10 protein-coding genes are annotated in these 19,271 nt (G+C 54.8%); 5 read left to right on the top strand and 5 right to left on the bottom strand.

What is annotated here, in order from left to right:
• Positions 1–144 precede the first annotated feature (144 nt).
• Positions 145–4,035: a secretin N-terminal domain-containing protein gene (locus tag G6R38_RS13490; RefSeq protein WP_166826088.1), complete on the bottom strand. Its 3,891-nt coding sequence runs from the start codon at positions 4,033–4,035 to the stop codon at positions 145–147.
• A gap of 234 nt (positions 4,036–4,269) precedes the next feature.
• On the opposite strand from G6R38_RS13490, the gene G6R38_RS13485 reads away from it, so the two are divergent.
• The gene (locus G6R38_RS13485; protein WP_240928189.1) at positions 4,270–5,403 is read left to right on the top strand and encodes a Gfo/Idh/MocA family protein; all 1,134 of its coding nucleotides are present in this window, start codon (positions 4,270–4,272) and stop codon (positions 5,401–5,403) included.
• A gap of 38 nt (positions 5,404–5,441) precedes the next feature.
• Here G6R38_RS13485 and G6R38_RS13480 read toward each other — a convergent pair whose 3' ends face one another.
• The 3 genes from G6R38_RS13480 to G6R38_RS13470 are packed head-to-tail and all read right to left on the bottom strand — an operon-like array spanning position 5,442 to position 9,020.
• Positions 5,442–7,160, bottom strand: a complete 1,719-nt coding sequence (locus G6R38_RS13480; protein WP_240928204.1) for a serine/threonine protein kinase — start codon at positions 7,158–7,160, stop codon at positions 5,442–5,444.
• On the bottom strand, positions 7,138–7,770 hold the full coding sequence (locus G6R38_RS13475) for a sigma-70 family RNA polymerase sigma factor (RefSeq protein ID WP_166826080.1): 633 nt from the start codon (positions 7,768–7,770) through the stop codon (positions 7,138–7,140). The genes G6R38_RS13480 and G6R38_RS13475 overlap by 23 nt, the downstream gene beginning before the upstream one ends.
• A 53-nt stretch (positions 7,771–7,823) precedes the next feature.
• The gene (locus G6R38_RS13470) at positions 7,824–9,020 is read right to left on the bottom strand and encodes a C45 family autoproteolytic acyltransferase/hydolase (protein WP_166826075.1); all 1,197 of its coding nucleotides are present in this window, start codon (positions 9,018–9,020) and stop codon (positions 7,824–7,826) included.
• A gap of 227 nt (positions 9,021–9,247) precedes the next feature.
• On the opposite strand from G6R38_RS13470, the gene G6R38_RS13465 reads away from it, so the two are divergent.
• The 4 genes from G6R38_RS13465 (at position 9,248) to G6R38_RS13450 (ending at position 16,240) form a co-directional block, all read left to right on the top strand.
• Positions 9,248–10,012: an exodeoxyribonuclease III gene (locus tag G6R38_RS13465; RefSeq protein ID WP_166826070.1), complete on the top strand. Its 765-nt coding sequence runs from the start codon at positions 9,248–9,250 to the stop codon at positions 10,010–10,012.
• Positions 10,013–10,200: 188 nt separating this feature from the next.
• Positions 10,201–12,210, top strand: coding sequence for a thioredoxin domain-containing protein (locus tag G6R38_RS13460; RefSeq protein WP_206028571.1), 2,010 nt, complete (start codon positions 10,201–10,203; stop codon positions 12,208–12,210).
• Between the two features lie 60 nt (positions 12,211–12,270).
• Positions 12,271–14,610: a BatA domain-containing protein gene (locus G6R38_RS13455; protein WP_166826061.1), complete on the top strand. Its 2,340-nt coding sequence runs from the start codon at positions 12,271–12,273 to the stop codon at positions 14,608–14,610.
• A 166-nt stretch (positions 14,611–14,776) separates the two neighbouring features.
• Positions 14,777–16,240: a sigma-54-dependent transcriptional regulator gene (locus G6R38_RS13450; RefSeq protein ID WP_166826055.1), complete on the top strand. Its 1,464-nt coding sequence runs from the start codon at positions 14,777–14,779 to the stop codon at positions 16,238–16,240.
• A gap of 101 nt (positions 16,241–16,341) precedes the next feature.
• Here G6R38_RS13450 and G6R38_RS13445 read toward each other — a convergent pair whose 3' ends face one another.
• On the bottom strand, positions 16,342–19,125 hold the full coding sequence (locus G6R38_RS13445) for a response regulator (protein ID WP_166826051.1): 2,784 nt from the start codon (positions 19,123–19,125) through the stop codon (positions 16,342–16,344).
• Positions 19,126–19,271 lie beyond the last annotated feature (146 nt).

Raw genomic sequence — 19,271 nt, 5'->3', positions numbered from 1 at the left:
TTTCTCGCTCAACTGGATTGCAAATTCAACGAAGGAAACTGATTCCGCAGACTTCGGAAGAAAACGGCTTCAGACATCACCCATCAACAGAGAACGGTCGGGCACGGCCGCTTCGGGCAACCATGCTCGACCATCCGAAGAACGTTACTGTCGTGGCGTCGAACTGAACTCCGCGGGCTCGACTTTCGACGTTTGTTGAAAGCCACTCATCGGAACCACTGTCGTCGGAGTGTCGTCTTCGCCAGGAATCACGGGGGACGGAGCCGGTACTCCCGGAATCGCTGGTGCAGCAGGATTCACGGGCGTGACTGGCGTTACACCATCCGACATTCCCGGTTGATAGTAACCCGCGTCACCATCGTAGAGCTGATCGAGTTGACCATCGACACCGTCAGCCGGGGCAGCGGTCTCACCTGGGATGGCGAACAGCGGTCCGTGGATTTTCTCGGCTTCGCTTTCGATGAAGTGCATCCGTTCGGACTCGACCTGCTTAATGAGTTCGCTATCCGCGTCGTTGTAGACGACTCGAGGCGTCAGGAAGATCAGCAATTCCGTCCGGCGGGTCCGTGTAGAATCGTACCGGAATGCTTGGCCGAGGATTGGGATGTCCCCCAACCACGGAACTTTTCGTTCGATCGTGTCGTCGTTCTTGGTGATCATCCCACCGAGCACAACCGTTTGACCGTTCGGCACACCGACTGTGGCACGAGCCGTCGTGATGTCGATGATCGGCGATTCGATGACCGAACCCGTGGCCGGGTCAGCGAGCAACGGCACACCCTGCGCGGTCAACGTACTCTTGACGGCGGAGATATCCATGACGATGTTGCCTTCGACGTTGATTCGCGGTGTCACGGTCAGGATGATCCCGGTGTCGACAGGTTCAACAGTTGGGACTGGTGTTCCCAGGGCACCGAATGTCGTGAACCCGTTGATTCGTGGCACTTGCGAACCGACTTGGATTTCCGCGAGTTGGTTATCCAACGTGCGGATTTGCGGTCGGCTGAGGATGTGAACTTGGCGACGTGCCGCCAACGCTCGGATCAACACGCTCACTTCCGAAGAACTCGCCGACAGAACCAAACCACCGAAACCAAGGTCGCCATTGACCCGTCCCAGTGAAAAGTTCGACAGCCCTTGTTCACCAACAGCAGACGGATTCGTAAAGCCCGTGGCTCCCGTTGTGGTGTTGAAGTCACCAGCAACGTTGTTCCCAAGCGGCTGTGTGTTGTTGAAGTTGTAACCAGGAGAAATTGGCTGCGAGAGAATTCGCTGGTTTGTTGTTTGCACACCGTTAGGTGAAGTCACCGTTTGGCTGATGGTGCTCAACTGTTCGAGCACGGCGGCGGAACGGCTGAACAAGACATCGTCTTGGAAACCGAGTTCCACACCAAATTCGTCGGTGTTATCCAGTTGCACCTCGACCAACATCGCCTGAATGACCACCTGAGGAGGCGTTTGATCCAATTCCGCGACAAGCCGTTGAATTTCCTCGAAATAACGCGGCGTCGCTGAGATCAGCAGGCTATTGCTGATGGTTTCGGGAACAACGATGATTTCCCGTTCCAACAGTTCGGTCGTGCTGACCAATTCGGGATCGATCTGCAATAAATCGCGTTGTCCCTGGAGGAACTGATTGATCGCGTTCGCGACATCAAGAGCCGGTGCGTTCCGCAATTTGACGACGATCGTTTCCCGTTGACGGACATCGGTTTCGTCCAGTCGCAAGAGGATCGCTTCGACGATTTGCAATGCATCCGCACCACCGACAGCGATGACACTGTTCGTCCGCGGGTCGATCGAAAATCGAAGTGGTACCAAACCGCTACTGGCATCTTCCGCACCGGCGACTTGAATTCCGCCTTGGTCGGCGTCGTCGGCCGGCTCGAACAGGGTTTCGAGCAGTGTCGCCATTGTCGCGGCATCGCTGTTCGCGAGCGTGAAGACTTTGATTTCCGCCACGGTTGGCGATGGTTTATCCAATGCGCCGATCAATTCCTTCATCAGATTCATGGTCTGTTCAGGAGCCGACACCAACAACGAATTCGAGCGAAGATCGGCCGTCACCGTGATGCTGGCGAGCAACCCGCTGCGTGTCGTTTTCATTTTGCCGTTGGCGTCGGTCAGGAATTCCAGCACGACCGATTTCACATCGCGAAGTTCTTGAGGTACGTTCTGTTGGCCACCACCGATATTCCCGGATTGCCCGGTATTGGCGAGAGCCGGATTGAGCACGCTGGAAATAGCCAAGTTGATTGTCTCAGCAAGTTCATCCGCGATCGCGTGTTTCAACGGAAAGATTTGCATCTTGTTGATCGCCGCGGAGAAATCGCGGTCAATTTTCCGGATCACAAGTGCAATCTCAGCTAAGTCGTTCGGGCGAGCTTGAACGATGACCGAGTTGGTCCGCACGTCCGGTAACACTCGGATTCGATGACTCAACTGCGGTGTGGTTGCGGCGTTGTCGTTGTTTCCGCCTTGGGTTGCTTGTTCTTCGTAGAACGTTTGGAGTTGCGTGGCGACCTGGGCGGCGATCGCATGTTCCAATCGGAAGACTTCGATTTCCGTGTTTGGATCGACAGGCTTATCGAGTTCATCCGCAAGTGTCAGGATGGACTCCATGTCCACTTCCGGAGCCAAGATCAATACGGCATTCGGACGAGCGATCGGAATGAATCCAACCCGTTGACGGACATCGCCTGTGCGATCACGCAGTGTGGCCAATCGTTCGTAGACGGTCGCCAACAATTGCGACAACGCCGTGGAATTCACGTGTTGCAGCAACAGCAACCGCACGTCGGCCGTGGTCCCTTTGCTGCGTTGTTCGATGTCACGAATAATCTTCATCACGGCATCGACGTCGGCTTGGTTCCCGCGAAGAATCATCACGCCAAGGTCAGGCACGGATTCAATCGTGACGTCACCCCGCAGACGCCCAACCATGTCGCTGATATCTTGAGCGTTCATTTGGTCGGTTCGCACGATTCCCTGTGCCGGGGCACGTTGCTCGTCTGCCGGTTGGTCATTTTGGGGAGCGGCTTCGTTGCCTTGTTGTTGCCAAAGTGCCGCGACTCGGTCGTTTTGTTGAGCCCGCGATTGAATTTGGCTCATCCGCCCGAATTGCGGAGCCAACTTCTGCCCGATGCGACTAGCAGCCGGGTCCGCGACGATTCGGAAGCTCTTTCCGAACTCCGGGTTGTCAAGCACCTTCAACAATCGCTCGATTGGTTGAATCGCGGTATCGGCTGCTTTGACAACCAACTCGTTTCGATCGACATCAATGCCGACGGCAAACTGAAGCTGTTGATTCGTGTTGGATTCAAAAACCTCGAACGCCGGCAAACCCTTTGGACCGTTATCACTCAACTTGGCTCGGGACTTCAGAGCGTCGTAGAGTGGCTTGGCCACATCGCGAGCGGTGTTCCGCATTTGAATGGTGTGAGTGACATACCGGATTGGCTTCGGTTCGACGTGCTCGCTACTTGCGGTCGCAATCGGGGTCTCGACGTTGGTCGCTGGTTGAAGTCGTCGCGGTTCCGGAACGCTGGTTTCTTCTTTGCGAGGACGGATCGTCGAGACACTTCGCCCCCGATGTTTTGGAGGCACGATTTCTCGCGGCGGAGCCTTCTTCGGTGCCGAGTCGGTCTTTACACGAGGCCGGTAGCGTGTGCGGGCCGATTCGTTATGCACGACCATCAAGAACTGGTCTTTCTGCAAGATGCGAAAGTTCTGCTCCTGCAACTCCACGTTGAGAATCCGAACCGCTTCATCGCGGGAGTATTTCTCATGGTCGGTCCGTGTGAGACGCCCACGAGGAACCTCATGCATGACGAGTGTGGAACCAGTCTGGTCGGCAAGTTTGCCTAAAATGTGAGGCCAGTCGGCATTGAAGAATCGCAGCGATGCGTTCTTCTCCTCCCAAGTCGTTGGGTCTGGCGCTTCGGCGGCAATACCAGTGGCGTTGACAGCAAGCATATTGCAAGCGACGAGGAAAACCGTCATCCACTGCAATGCGGAACTGCGATAGTGCGGCACGAGCCAGCCTCCTAGAGCAATGTTCATTACGCAGCGACGGTTTCTCGAAACCGTACTACGGACCAATCCAGCGAGAACCAATGTTCTCTTCACTCGTATCGGTTGTTTTTCGATGTCAATTGAGGCAAAGTTTGCGGGTTATGCCGGTGAACCGAGTGAAACGCGAGAGACTTCAAGAATCTCGGGTGCTTGCTCCAAATTGATTCATGTTTTCCAAGTCCCAAGGATTCTCTCTTGAACTCCCCGCCTGCGGATTTTCTCGACTTGCACCATCTCCCGCAAATTCCCCGTTGTGATGATGTGAGAATTGGCTGCGTGGGGTCGGGGTTCATCATGGCGGATTGCCATTTGGTCGCGTATCGCCAGCATGGTTTGCAGCCAGTGGCGATTTCGTCCAAGAACCCGCACAAGGCACAAGATGTGGCCGACCGGCACGAAATCCCTCTGGTCTACGACACTTACAAGCAGCTCCTGACGGATTCCGCAATCGAGGTTCTCGATATTGCCGTCCCGCCGGATGTCCAACCGGACGTCATTCGAGACGCAGCAAATTACGGACGGCATCTGAAGGGGATACTCGCTCAAAAACCGTTGGGGAGGAATTACGCGGAGGCGTTGGAACTGGCCACGCTTTGTGAAAACGCAGGAATCACGTTAGCCGTCAATCAGAACATGCGGTTTGACCACTCCGTGCGGGCGGCTAAACATCTTCTAAATCGTGGCGACCTTGGTGATCCGGTGGTTGCCACACTCGATATGCGTGCCATCCCCCATTGGATGCCGTGGCAAAAACGGCAGGGATGGGTCACGCTGCGAATCATGAGTATCCATCACTTGGACACCTTCCGTTATTGGTTCGGGGAACCGCAGCGAGTATACGCGAGTGTCCGTCCCGACCCACGCACGCAGCGGCAGTTTCCGCATGAAGACGGCATCGCCATGTACATTCTTGAGTATGCCAGCGGTCTGCGGGTCTCAAGTTGGGACAATGTCTGGACTGGTCCCGATTTCGATTGGTCCCCCGATGAAGACTTGAACGATATCGGAATTCGCTGGCGGATCGACGGCACCAACGGCATCGCGCGAGGGACAATCGGTTGGCCTGCCTATCCCGAAAGGCAACCAAGCACGCTTGACTTCGCGACGGATCGCCAACCCGGTCAATGGTGGAAACCGCGTTGGAACGAAGTGTGGTTTCCCGACGCATTCATCGGACCGATGGCCGATTTACTCTCGGCCATTTCGGAAGATCGAATGCCGATGCTCAACGCTCGGGACAATCTTCGGACCGTGGCTCTTGTCGATGCGTGTTACGAATCCGCTCGCCAACATCGCGCGATCGATCCGCGGGAGATCTCCGAGGACTGATCGGTTTCATCTCACGCAGCATCCGAGCGGATCACGAATTACGGTAACCGGCGATGATCGAAGTGTCGGCTCAAGATCCGGACACGATAGACTTGGAACGCCACCATGCAGCCTTGGAGTATTGTTGCGAACAGGAAAATGACGGTGTAGTGCAGATGCTCTGGAGCGGCGTCGGTGCGGAACGCCAGCAATGCGATCACCCCCAAAACGGCACAGACCAACGTGAAAAGTACGAGTCGAACTCTGAAGAACAAGCCCGAGCACGTCACGAGTGCGGGATAGGCCACCAGCAGCGGACCATACGGCCCTTCCGTTGCAGCGAGGATCAGCGTGAGCAACACGACTTCCGTGCCGGACCACAAAAAGCGTGTCAGGTCCGCAAGATGGTCTCGGTGCATCATTTTCTGAAACACAAACGCCGAGACTCCCCAAAAACCCAGCACACCCATAATCCAGGAATGACGTGCTACAGGGATGTCATCAGCCGACCAATAATTGACTTGCAGGACGATCATCGCAAGCACGACACCGACCAGTCGTGCCGCCAATGCCGGTTCGCGACGCCCCCAACGTTTGACTCGCGAAACCAATCCGGAACTCTTCGATTGAATTGGCTCCCGACGCAAGTAGCGTTCGAGCTCGTTCGCCAAATCACCGGCGGACTCAAATCTTGCACCGGAGTCCTTCTCCAAACAACGGTGACAGATCACCTGCAGTTCTTCGGGAACATCACGACAAACTTGGCAAATGAGCGTTGGTTCGCCTTCGAGAACATCCACAAGTGTGTCAAGGACGTTGTCTTGCTTGAACGGCGGACGACCGCAAAGCAGTTCATAAAGGATCGCACCGAGACTGTAGATATCGCTCTTCTGAGAAATTTGCGACATCCGCCCCGCCGCTTGTTCGGGAGCCATGTAACTCGGTGTGCCGATAATCGTGCCACTTTGTGTCTGACCACTGTCGCGGGAGTCCGTCAGCATCTTCGCCAAACCGAAATCCGTGACGAAGGGCGTTCCGTTTTCGTCGATCAGAATATTCGAAGGCTTCAAGTCACGGTGCAAGAGTTCGTGATCATGCAAGAACTGCACCGCTCTGGCAACATCCGCCACAATGCGAGCGGCTTCGTCGGCTGGTAACGGTTTGTCTTCGATGAGTTGCGTGAGACTTTGACCTTCGATGTAGTCCATCGCAAAAAACGGTTGACCGCCGACATCACCGACTTCGTGGATCCCCACGATATTCGCGTGCCGTAATCTCCCAGCGGAACGGGCTTCGGCATAGAACCGCCGCACCTGATCGGCCGACGCCAAATGACTATGCAGAATCATTTTGATGGCCACGAACCGTTCCAGATCGCTCTGCCAAGCCTTGTGGACGACCCCCATTCCGCCGCGGCCCAACTCGTGGATCAACCAGTATCGACCAAACTGTTGCGAGCCCGGAAAATCGGCGGGGCAGCCCTCATTCGACGACTGAAACTCTTGGGAGTCATGGGAATTCCACAGGATCGTCGAAGCCGATGCGTCCCCGTCAGTACGGCTACCGTCCGAATCGTCGTCCGCTAACTGTTCTAAATGTTGGAGACACTCGAAGAATTCGTGGGCATCGGGATGGTCGGTTTGAACAGCTTGCAAGCTGTCACCATCCCGTGAATGAAGTGCTTCGACGTACGCATCGAGCGCGTCAAAAAGTTGCTTCTCGACGGCTTCGTGTTCCAACTCAGTGGGCGAATCTTCATTCGGTTCGGGATTGGTCATTGTCACGCAAATGATCTCGAAGTTTCTGCACGGCTCGGGTCCACAGCATTTGGGTCGCCGGTCGTGATCGCCCTAATTGATCGGCGATTTGATCGAACGGCAAACGCTGAAGATTTCGCAAGATGATGACTTCCCGATAATCGTTCGGCAACCTCGAAACCGCGTCGGCGATTCGCAATTCCATTTCGTTTCGCATCGCGGCCTGCGATGGGCTTCCATCCGACGCTGCTGGTTGTGGATCGTGATCATGAGAATTGTTCGGACGAGCTTTGTTCCAACTGACTTCGCGTTGTTGCTGCCGTTTTTGAGTTCCGCGATAGCGACGAACGATATCCTGTGTGTTGTGTTTCAAGATTTGCTTCAGCCAGGCCAGCCATTCCGCTTCGGTCTGGCCCCGGAACTGATCGAAATCGCGATGGGCGTCCAACAGTGTTTGCTGCACGATGTCCGAAGGGTCGACCCGGCGTTGCAGCCAGCTCTCCACTTGAGCCTGAGCAAGCACCCCGACGAAACTCCGACACCGAGCAAACAACTGGTCGCGAGCTTCTGCATCTCCTTGTCGTGCCGAATCGAGCAGATCCGCCAGCGATGGAACAGAAGCATTCGACATTGGAATTCCCAGGTGACAGATCGTCTACGTTCGAACTAGAGCCGCTGCGATAATTATTTCGCGGAGACACGAGTGGATTCCGGCGAAACCTTTTGAGGCGATCGTTGCAGTAGTTCGGACAATTGAAAGTGATAATACGGCTGGACGGCGGCGGGTTTGCGGTCTGCTGATGCATTGGCAACCCAGAGCTTTGTCGACTTCGGTGCGAACAGCACGTTATGAAGATTCGACTTCATCGCGACGCCTGGGTCCATCATCGACAACGCCGTCGGCACATCGATCTTGCCGTGCCCCGCTTGCGTGCGACGCACCAACTCGTGATACCGATCACCAGCCGAAAGCAAGGCACAATCTTTCACGGCTGTCGGCAACAACTCATGTGACGTTCCCGGCTGCACGAGTTGGATCACATCCCAAGACGCTTCCATTCCCACCGCTTCGTTTGTCTTACCATCAGCGAGCACATAATAGTACTCGCAAGTTCGCTTGTTGTTCCGGAAGACGTTGATCGCCTCTTCCAGGTTGTTCGCCGATTCCAACACCTCTCGCACAAGAAACGACATCGGCACACCAGCCCAACGCCCGAAACCGCCGCCACCCATCTCGCCGATCGACACGTGGTTCGCGTTCATCCCCGTCACCGACCCAATGAACCCGGCATACGACACATTCACGAATGGGATTCCACCATCCGGCTCGGCAACAATCAGGACCGCATGCTCCTGCAATTTCCAATCGACGGCGTAATCCAACACGCGACCGTGATAAAGCGTGCCGTCAGTGGTGGCGGAATTCATTACGGCGAATCCGCTGCAATGGAAAAGCTCGGGAATAAAGTTGCCCGATTCCACCGACTCAATCGGCAATCCGGAACCCGCAGCGAGACCTTTCAGTTCCTCAAAATACTTCTCCGGAACGTGCGACCGTTGAATCCCGATGATAATGCGAATCATCATCGCCGGCGTGATCTTCACACCCTTCCATTCAACGAGTGCGGTCTGCCCTTTTTGATTGATGAGGTAATCGAAATTCGCCCGAACGGCTTTGCGAAGTAGCGTTCCGTGTTGGAAGCCCATCTCATAGGGCGTGCCTTTCAGGTGCAGCACGCGATACCCGTTAATCTCTTCGAGCCAACCTTTGCCACAGGTGGCGATTGTTGTCGATTGATTTCCTTCGATAACAACCGGATCGGCTTGCACATTCGACGAAAATAAAACGACGAATGCGATTGCGAGCAGATAACGAAGCATCAGCAAACTCCTCCAAGGGGCGACGGTTTCGAATGGCCCGATTATGCCAAACTCGGGCAGCGGGAACCATCTTGAATCGAGAAATGATCACTTGTGGAGTTGAATTCGGGCAATGCAATCAGCGAAAGTCACGCGAGGACTGGGGTCGATCAACCGGAAATCTCACGGCCCACCCTCTCAACAAGCATATAGAAAACTCTCCATCGACGACTGGCGATTGAAGTATCATGCGTATCACGACTTGGAATGTGAACGGACTCAGAGCGGCATTGCGGAAAGGATTCGCGGATTACCTCGATGTATTGCAGACCGATGTGCTGTTACTCCAAGAGATTCGCGTCCGTCCCGAGCAACTTCCGAAAGAATGGGCCGAACCCGATGATTGGCACGTCCATTGGCACCCGGCTGTACGCGGCGGATATGCCGGTGTGGCGATCTGGTCACGGGAGCCGTTCGAGGTCATCGGCACTGGCTTGGATACCGCCGACCCGGAAGGTCGCGTGTTACGCGTTCGCATTGATGATACGGATTTCGTCAGCGTGTATCTGCCATCCGGTTCATCGGGCGAGCACCGTCAAGCGGCTAAAGAAGTGTGGATGGACAGTTTCGCTCCGTGGATGGCCGAGCGTTACAACGATGGTCGGCCAGTCGTCGTCGGAGGGGATCTCAACATCGCGCACACCGAGCAGGATATTTTCTACGCCAAAGGGAACCAAAAAAATTCCGGTTTCTTGCCGCATGAACGAGCTTGGTTTGGCGATCTGCTCACTAGTGGTTGGCGGGATTTGGTCCGTGAGCATTTCGGCGATGTCCAGGGGCCGTATTCGTGGTGGTCGAACCGTGGTCGGGCACGCGAACTCGATCGCGGTTGGCGAATTGACTACCTACTCGGTAATCAACAAATCGGCGAGAAATTTCAATCCGCGGAAATCCACCGCGAGGCCGGTCTCACGATTTCCGATCATGCCCCGGTAACGATTGTGACGGATTGAGGTCACCCTGAGGTCCGGGCGTTGGTGAGTCACCCACATTGCCGATGGTCCGTCCAACTTGAGACCGTCTCGGCCAGCACCTACGATGAAGCAAACGGACTGGGGAACTCCAGCTCGATGCTCATGACTAAATTTTGGCCAGATTGTCTTTTATGTCTCCTAATTCGTCCTCGTCAAAAAATCGCCTCGTGAACGAAACGAGTCCGTATCTTTTGCAACATGCGGACAACCCCGTTGAGTGGTATCCCTGGGGACCGGAGGCGTTGGAAGCCGCCCGTGAGCAGAACAAACCGATTTTTCTCTCCATCGGTTATTCGGCCTGTCACTGGTGTCACGTGATGGCACACGAGAGTTTCGAGAGCGAGGAAATCGCGAAGTTGATGAACGACTGGTTTATCAACGTGAAAGTGGATCGCGAGGAACGGCCGGATCTCGACCAAATCTACATGAGCGCTGTCGTCGCGATCACCGGCAGCGGTGGTTGGCCGATGAGTGTGTTTCTCACGCCGACCGGTGAACCGTTTTACGGCGGCACGTATTGGCCTTCCGCACCAAAGTTTCAACGACCGGGGTTTCCGCAAGTCTTGGCAGCGGTGAATGAAGCCTGGACCGATCGGAACGAGCATGTTCACGAACAAGCGGATAAGCTGACGAACGCGATTCGCGGGATGGATGCGTTTGACGCCTCCGCATCGGAACTATCGCCGGACCTGATGACAACGGCCGAGAAAAAGCTCGTTGGTTCCGTGGACCAACGTCACGGCGGTTTTGGATCGGCTCCGAAATTCCCGCATCCGTTCGATCTTCGGGTTTTGCTGCGTTGTTACAAACGGAGCGGCAATGCGGACACGCTCGCGGCTGTCACACTCACGCTCGACAAAATGGCCGCCGGCGGGATTTACGACCACCTTGGCGGCGGCTTTCATCGTTATTCCACAGACGCCATGTGGCTCGCCCCGCATTTTGAAAAGATGCTCTACGACAATGCCCTGCTCGTCCCGGCATATCTCGAAGCGTATCAAACAACGGGGAACGCCGAATACGCCCGGATCGCTCGCGAGACGCTCGACTATACACTTGGAGAAATGACGGATACCAACGGCGGTTTCTACAGCACGCAAGATGCCGACAGCGAAGGTGAGGAAGGCAAATTTTTCGTTTGGACGCTGGACGAAATCCATGAGCACCTGGGGCCGGATCGTGCGGAGATTTTCGCCGAAGCATACGATGTCACTCCCAATGGGAACTGGGAAGAAAAGACCATTCTCAATCGCACGACGCAAGGATTAGGCTTTTCCAAATCCGAAGCGGATTTGCTCGCAGAGTGTCGGCAGATTCTCTACAACGTTCGTGAACAACGCATCAAACCGGGTCGCGACGAGAAGATTCTCACGTCATGGAACGGATTAATGATCGCTGCCATGGCGTTGGGAGCCCGTGTTTTGGGAGACCAACGTTATGCGGAGGCCGCCGAAAACAGTGCCGCGTTTTTGTTGGAGACCCTGCGGGATGATGACGGCAGTTTGCTCCACAGTTTCAAAGATGGTCGAGCCCGCTTCAACGGCTATCTCGATGATTATGCCTGCCTGATCGATGGCTTGGTCGAACTCTATCAAACCACGTTCAACAATCGATGGATCGAGGCGGCAGTTGCTTTGGCCGATCGAATGCAGGAGCAATTCGCGGATGATGAGAGTGTCGGTTTCTTCTATACCAGCCGGGATCATGAAGAACTCATCGTGCGGCAGAAAGACAGTCAGGACAATGCCACGCCTTCGGGGAACGCGATGGCAGCGACGGCCTTATTGAAGTTGTCGCGATTGACTGGCCGATCTGAATGGGAAGACATCGCCACCCGCACGCTGGAAATGTTGGCCACGCAAATGACCTACGCACCGTCAGCTTCTGGGCAATCCCTGATCGCGTTGGACTTCCTCACCGGACCCACACGTGAATGTGTCCTGTTCGCTGATTCTGTCGAATCCGATCTGCAAGAACTCAATCAGCGATTCGTCCCCAACAAGGTCGTCGTCGCGGTGTCAAACTCGGAGACCACATCCAAAACGATCGATTCGCTGGTTTCAGGGAAGACAAAGATCAACAACCAACCAACACTTTATGTTTGCGAACATGGAACTTGCAGCCAGCCGGTTGTTGGCGTGGACGAAATTCGAGACGGATTCAACGCCCTTTCGTAGACGCTGCATAAGGTCTGACAGTGTGCTCAACGGCCGGACGGATATTTTGAATACATCATCATGAACAATTTCTTCAATCCGGCCATGTTGTTGGGGCTGTTAGGCTTGTCGTTGCCGATCCTCGTGCACCTGATCAGCAAACGGCGGTACGACGTCGTCCAATGGGGAGCCATGCAGTTCCTCGAACTCGGGCGGAATCAGCGTCGCAAACTTCGGCTCGAACAGCTGCTTCTCATGCTGCTTCGGATGGCGTTGATCGCCCTGATCGTCTTTGCTTTGGCACGCCCGTGGGTGAGCAGTCGTTGGTTCTCGTCGATCGCCGAGCGGAAGACGCGGGACGTTGTGCTCGTGATTGACGGTTCTTACAGCATGGGTTTCGAAGGTGGTGGGCTGACGCCTCATCAAGCGGCCGTCCGTTGGGCTCACCGACTGATCGACGAACTCAACAGCAGTGACACCGTGATGCTGATCGATTCCCGTGATCAAGTACGGACCATCATTCCCTCGCCGTCACATGATCTGGAAATGATTCGAAAAGAACTTGATGAGATCCCCTCACCGTCGGGAACCTCGGATTTGTCGGCAGCGGTGGGGAAGGCCGTCAACTTGCTCAGTCAGGGAACCAACACGGCTCGCGAAATCGTGGTGCTCACTGATGGCCAAGCACTTGGTTGGCATGCTCACGAGAATTCCACCTGGGCCAGAGTCGACGAAGCCGTTGCCCAAGCCAAATTCCCGCCGCGAATTTGGGTCGCGGACATGACAAAAATCGACGGAGCCAACGAAAACACATCATCGCTCACCGATCGCCCGAACTACGTTGTCGACCGGATCGAGCTCTCCCGAGAAACAACCGTTCCAAGTTTTCCGGTTCGGATTCAGACCAAGATTAGTCGTTACGGAGCGGATAGTGGGAACACCATTCGACAAGTCGATTTGGAAATCGACGGGCAACGCCTCGCCGACCAACGCCGCACGGTCTCGCTCTCGCCGGGCGAAGAGGAGACCGTGGAATTCACCTATCGATTTCCCACCGTCGGCTCCCATTTGGTGAGTATTGTGATTGAGAACGATGCCCTCCAAGGTGACAACCGTGCCGACGCGGTCATTGTTGTGGAAAATGCATTTCCTGTACTTCTCATCGATGGCGATCCGTCTCTCGAACCGACGAAAGGCGAAACGTTTTTTCTTCGGGCGGCTCTCACACCATCTGTCGCCGAGACCCCATTGATCCAGGCGACCGCCATGCCCTTGTCTGTCTACACGGCTGATCCGCCTGACTTGTCGGACTTTCGTGCGGTCGTGCTTGCTGATGTTCCTCAATTGGCGGATGACGAGTGGAAACGGTTGGAACAATTCGTGGAGACGGGCGGTGGCTTGTTTATTGCGCTCGGGGATCAAATTGACCCGAAGAATTACAACGCCCGTGGATTCGCTGACGGTGAAGGTTTAATTCCCTATCAGTTAACCGCGATTACAAGCGATGCGGAGGGGGCGAATGTCCTCAGCGGAAGTCTCGATTCCACGTGGCTCACGATGCATCGCCAGGACCAAGGCGGCGAACTGCATACCGTCCGATTTCTGAATTGGTGGAAGACCGAACTGCCACCACGCGACGCTCCTCTCGATGATGAGCAAATCGAAGCCCTTCCAACCGTGGCGGCAAGGCTCGAAACGGGCGATCCGCTGCTGATCGAACAGCGATTCGGTTCGGGACGCGTCGTCCTAGCGACCTCCCCGACCGATTTGCATTCCGGCTGGAATACCTTGGCGGCTCGTCGTGATGTCTTCGTACCGTTGTTGCACGAGTTGATCTTCTACCTGGCGGGGCAAAGCTCAGGACGAAACACGGAGTCTGGTTACCCGCTCAGTTTCCCCGTTGCGGAGGATATCGACCCATCGCAATACGTCTTCCGCGATCCCGCAGATCGTGAACGCCCTCCAACACCATATGAGGACGACAACGGCCGACTATCATTGCGATTAATCGATACCGATCTGCCTGGTGTCTACCGGCTCATGGAACAGTCCGAAACATCAACGAAGAAACCCGAATACTTCGTCGTCAATTTTGATCGGTCAGAGTCCGATCTTACACCGTTGACCGATGCAGACCGCTTGTCGCTGGAACGCGACGGCCGGCTGAGTTTCCTTTCCGGTCGGGAGGAACTCGTTGATCGAATGTACGACGATGCTCCCAATGTTGAACTGTTCCGTTTCTTGATGTTGGCTTTCCTGGTCATATTAGTTGGCGAAGTTTTCCTGACGCGGCAACTTGTGCAAGGCGGGCACGCGGAACTCGATGATCTCGTGGCACCGACAGACGGATTGGCAGCAACTGCCGACAAAAAGTGGGATGCAACGGAAGACGAAGACGATGAATTCACCCGCGAATGGTGACCTAATTTGCCGAAAACCACCCGGTTCAACTTGAAACAATTCGGTTTTAACCAAGTTTACACTCTGGGCTCTTGGACGTTTTCGTGCTCCCAGGTTATCATTCTTCCATTGCAGTTGGATCCGTATTCCAGGTTGCTTGACGGTTGAAATCATAGAAGGTTGACGCATGGCGTCCGTACTCGTCGTTGATGACGATCGAACAATTCTCCACCAAGTCCGTAAATCGCTTGCCGATCACCAAGTGCACACGGCCAACAATTCGGCTGCTGCATTATCCTCGATTCGTGAGCATCAACCGGACTGCGTGCTGTTGGATATCATGCTTCCCGGGACGTCCGGCCTGGAAATTTTCCGAGAGATTCGGGCAATTGACAGCAAACTCCCGGTGATTTTCATCACGGCCGGGAGTAGCAGCGAAACGGTGATCGAGGCGATGCAACTTGGGGCTTACGATTACCTCGTCAAGCCACTCGATCTGCCGGCAGTGGTTCAGTTGGTCGAAAAGGCGCTGGAAACGCGTCGGCTGATGAACACTCCGGTCGCCATCGGCAAGGGCGATGCCGTCGCGCAGGATTCAGATTTGCTGGTCGGCCGCAGTGACAAGATGGTGGCCGTTTATGGTCAAATCGGTCGTGTTGCCGCCCAGAATGTGACGGTGTTAATCCGAGGCGAAAGTGGGACCGGTAAAGAATTGGTCGCCCGCGCCATTTATCAGCACAGCCCCCGCGTGAACGAAAACTTCATGGCGGTCAACTGTGCCGCGCTGCCGGATGCTCTGCTTGAAAGCGAACTCTTCGGTCACGAAAAAGGCGCGTTTACGTCTGCGGATTCTCGGCGAATCGGGAAGTTTGAACAATGCGACGGCGGAACTATTTTTCTCGACGAAGTCGGTGATATGGCTCCGCTGGTGCAAAGTAAAGTTCTTCGACTCCTGCAAGAACAGAAGTTCGAACGCGTCGGGGGCAATCAAACGTTGCAAACCGATGTTCGCATCATCGCTGCAACGAATCGAAACCTGGAGGAAATGGTCGAAGACGGAAGTTTTCGGGAGGACTTGTTCTACCGACTCAACGGTTTCACAATCCATCTTCCACCACTCAGCGAACGTGGCGGAGACTTGGAAGTCTTAATCAAATACTTCCTGACACGGCTCACCCCGGAATTGGGCAAAGACCACATCGAAGGCATTTCCCCTGAAGCTGGGGACTTGCTGAAGAATTATTCCTGGCCAGGGAACGTTCGCGAATTGCAGAGCGTGATACGCCAATCTTTGCTCAACGCCACCGGAACGGTCATCGTCCCCGACTTCCTGCCGCCGAAAGTTCGTGAGGGACAAGGCAAAGCGGATGCAGCCTCACCGACCAACGCATCTACTCACTCGGCAAACCCCGAGAGTGATCTCCAACGGTTTGTGGACCAGAATCTTTCGAGCAACACTCAGAATTTGCACGAACAGACGATCGATTTTGTCGAACGATATCTCCTGGGCCGAGTTCTCGAATTTACGTCCGGCAACCAATCCCAGGCATCGCGTATTCTCGGGATTACACGGGGCAGTTTGCGGAATAAGATTCGATCTCTCGGCATCTCGATCGAGCAAGTGATCAATGTCGAAGACGAAACCGATTAGAGCAGGTTTCGTCTTGAAAGGCTGATGTCAGACGTCGTGGATTCACGGGCGAACAATCGGTCGGGAATACCGCAAGTACTGCGTCGCTCGCTTGTGGTCACTCACGAATCGAACAATTTGTCGCGGTTCTGCAACGCCAACTCGGCGGCCTGGACCATGCGGCGGCTTCGTCGTTCCAACTTCGGTATCAAGGACGTTGCTGAATCGATTTGTCCTGCGCTCGCAAGTTCCTGAACCTTTGCGGCCAAATCAGATACTGTTTGTGACGAATCGAAATTTGAAAGAAGCCCTTTCAGGCTGTGCGCGTTGCGTTCGAGCGTTTCTGCGTCTCGCTTGAGGGCGTCCCGTCGCATATCCTGGAGTAACGGCGGAATGTCTTCGATGAAAAACTCGAGCATGTCTTCAAGTAGTGACTTATCGCCACCCAATCGAGTCAACGCGGAGTCGAGGTCTAACAACTCCATGGGGGGATTTGCATCCCACGTGTAGTTATCCACATTCGCCCTTTCTTCCGATTGTTCCCGGAATACATGGCCCTCGATGAGGGTAATCAATTTGCGTGCATCGACCGGCTTAGAAAGGTACCCGTTCATCCCGGAGTCCAAACATTTTTCACGATCCCCCCGCATGGCGTGTGCGGTCATCGCAATGATTGGAGTGTTCCGGAGTCGTTCGTCGGCTAGCTCCCGAATTTGGGTCGTCGCTTGGAGTCCATCCATAATCGGCATTTGGACATCCATTAAAACTAAGTCGATCCCTTTGTCATCTTCGACCAACATCTCGAGAGCGCTGCGGCCGTTGGGAGCAACTTTGACGGAGTGGCCGCGTTTTTCGAGAAGTCGCGTGACCACTTTCTGATTCGCAGGCGTGTCCTCGGCTAGCAGAATCCGCAACTTTCGGGGAGCAGGCTGCTGCAAATCTCGTTGAAACCGAGGTGTTCTGCGGACCGGAACCCCGCCAATGAAAGACGCGATCGTATCCCACAGATCGGATTGTGTGACCGGTTTTTCCAAGAAGGCATCGATGGAGAGATTCTTGATTCGTTCCCGAAACGTTTGCCGATCGGCGGAGGACAACATCAGAACCGTGGACTCTGCAAATTCCGGATGTTGCTGGATCTTCTCTGCCAGCGTGAAACCATCGACTTCCGGCATGAGCGCATCAAGTATGACCAGTGGAAACGGCTGACCTTTTTCCTTGCGTGATTTCAGAACCTTGAGTGCATCGTTCCCGTTGGACACGCTGACCGGTTTCATCGACCAACCTTCCAACGTGCGTTCGAGCATGTGGCGACTGGTCTGGTTGTCATCGACGATCAGAACCGGCAAGTTCTCGATCGAAGAAAGCTGCTGAGGGTTTGGAGTGCCTAAGTCAACCGACTTGTTGGAAACTTGGAACTTGGCATCGAATGTGAACGTGCTGCCCTGACTTGGTTCGCTCTCCAGGGTGAGCCTTCCGCCCATCAGACTGACCAGTTGCGTCACAATCGCTAACCCCAGGCCGGTTCCACCGTACGTTCTTGTCGACGAGGAATCAGCTTGCGTAAACGGCGCAAAAACCTTGGCCTGGTGTTCAGCAGCAATCCCAATACCGGTATCTCGGACTCGGAAGATAATTCGCACGCCGTCACTGTCACGGTCCCCCAAACTGACGCTCAGTTCGACTTCACCGGCTTCCGTAAACTTGACTGCGTTCGAAAGCAAATTCGAGATGGCTTGCCGCAATCGGAGCGGATCGCCCACGAGAGACGTCGGCACACCATTTTCGATGTTGCAAATCAGTTCCAGGCCTTTCTCATAAGCCGGTAAACTGACCGCCTTCATCGTGCTTTCGACGACTTCTTGCAGTTCGAACGGGGCGTTTTCGATCTCGAAATTACCGGAATCCAATTTGGAAAAGTCTAAGACATCGTTCAGCAGATCCATCAGCACCCCGGCTGACGTCCGGATGGTTTGCAGATAGTCTCGGAGTTCGTCTGTCAATTCCGCATCTAGGGACAAGTCCGCCATGCCGATGATGGCATTCATTGGTGTTCGAAGTTCATGGCTGACATTGGCCAAGAACTCCCCATGCGCGCGACTCGCTCGTTCCGCCTCATCTTTGGCGACTTTCAGTTCCCGCTCGCGTTGCACTCGACGTGTGACGTCGCGTTCAATCGTCGAGACCAGCACCATGTTCCCTTCCAAATCGAGGATGGGAGACATCGTGAGGCTTACATGAATCGGTTGCCCATCCTTCCGAATTCGCATCGTCTCGCGGTTCCGGACTAATTTGCCACGGAGCAGTGTCTCGCGAAACTTGTGGGTTTCGGAAAGCCGATCGGACGGCACGATCAGTGAGATATGTTGGCCGACAGCCTCCTCCGAGGTGTAGCCATAAATCCGCTCGGCACCCGCATTCCAATCCACGATGTGATCGTCGAATGTCTTGGCGATGATGGCGTCATCGGAAGACTCCACCAGCGCTGCCAATCGAGCCTGCTGGGCGTTGACTCGGCGTTGCTCGGTCACGTCGAATAAGACCAACAGCACCTTGTCCGATTTTGTATTCGCCGAGCCCGCAAGTGGTTGGGAGTTGATGACATAGCTACGCCGAGTCTCGGGTGTGACACCGATCTCTATTTCACACCCATCCGTTGGCTGCGACAGGGCGAACGTCTCTGCGATCAGTTTCTGAAAATGTTTCGAATGCGCCGGGCTATTAGGCAAGTCCAGAATCGATCGTCCTCGCGTCTCCTGCCAATCCCATTGCACCAGCCCTAAGAACGTCGAATTACACCAAAGCAACCGTTGCCGAGCATCGATGATCAGCAACGGTGTTTGGATTGTCTCGAGAATCTGCGGGGTGTGGTCTTGCCACCACTCCGCAGTGAGTGAATCTGGCATTGAGTTCTCGCATTGCTCGTCATGACTCTGGAGGTGACGATCCCCACTCAGTTGGATTCAGCAGGCAAATTGACAGGGTGCTTGTTGAACCGGATGCCCATCGTATCTCATTCGGTAGCTCATCATCCACCCCAACTACCTGGCAG

Origin of the sequence: Thalassoroseus pseudoceratinae, from assembly GCF_011634775.1 — a bacterium.
Taxonomy (GTDB): domain Bacteria; phylum Planctomycetota; class Planctomycetia; order Planctomycetales; family Planctomycetaceae; genus Thalassoroseus; species Thalassoroseus pseudoceratinae.
This window is presented reverse-complemented; position numbering and strand designations above follow the sequence as displayed.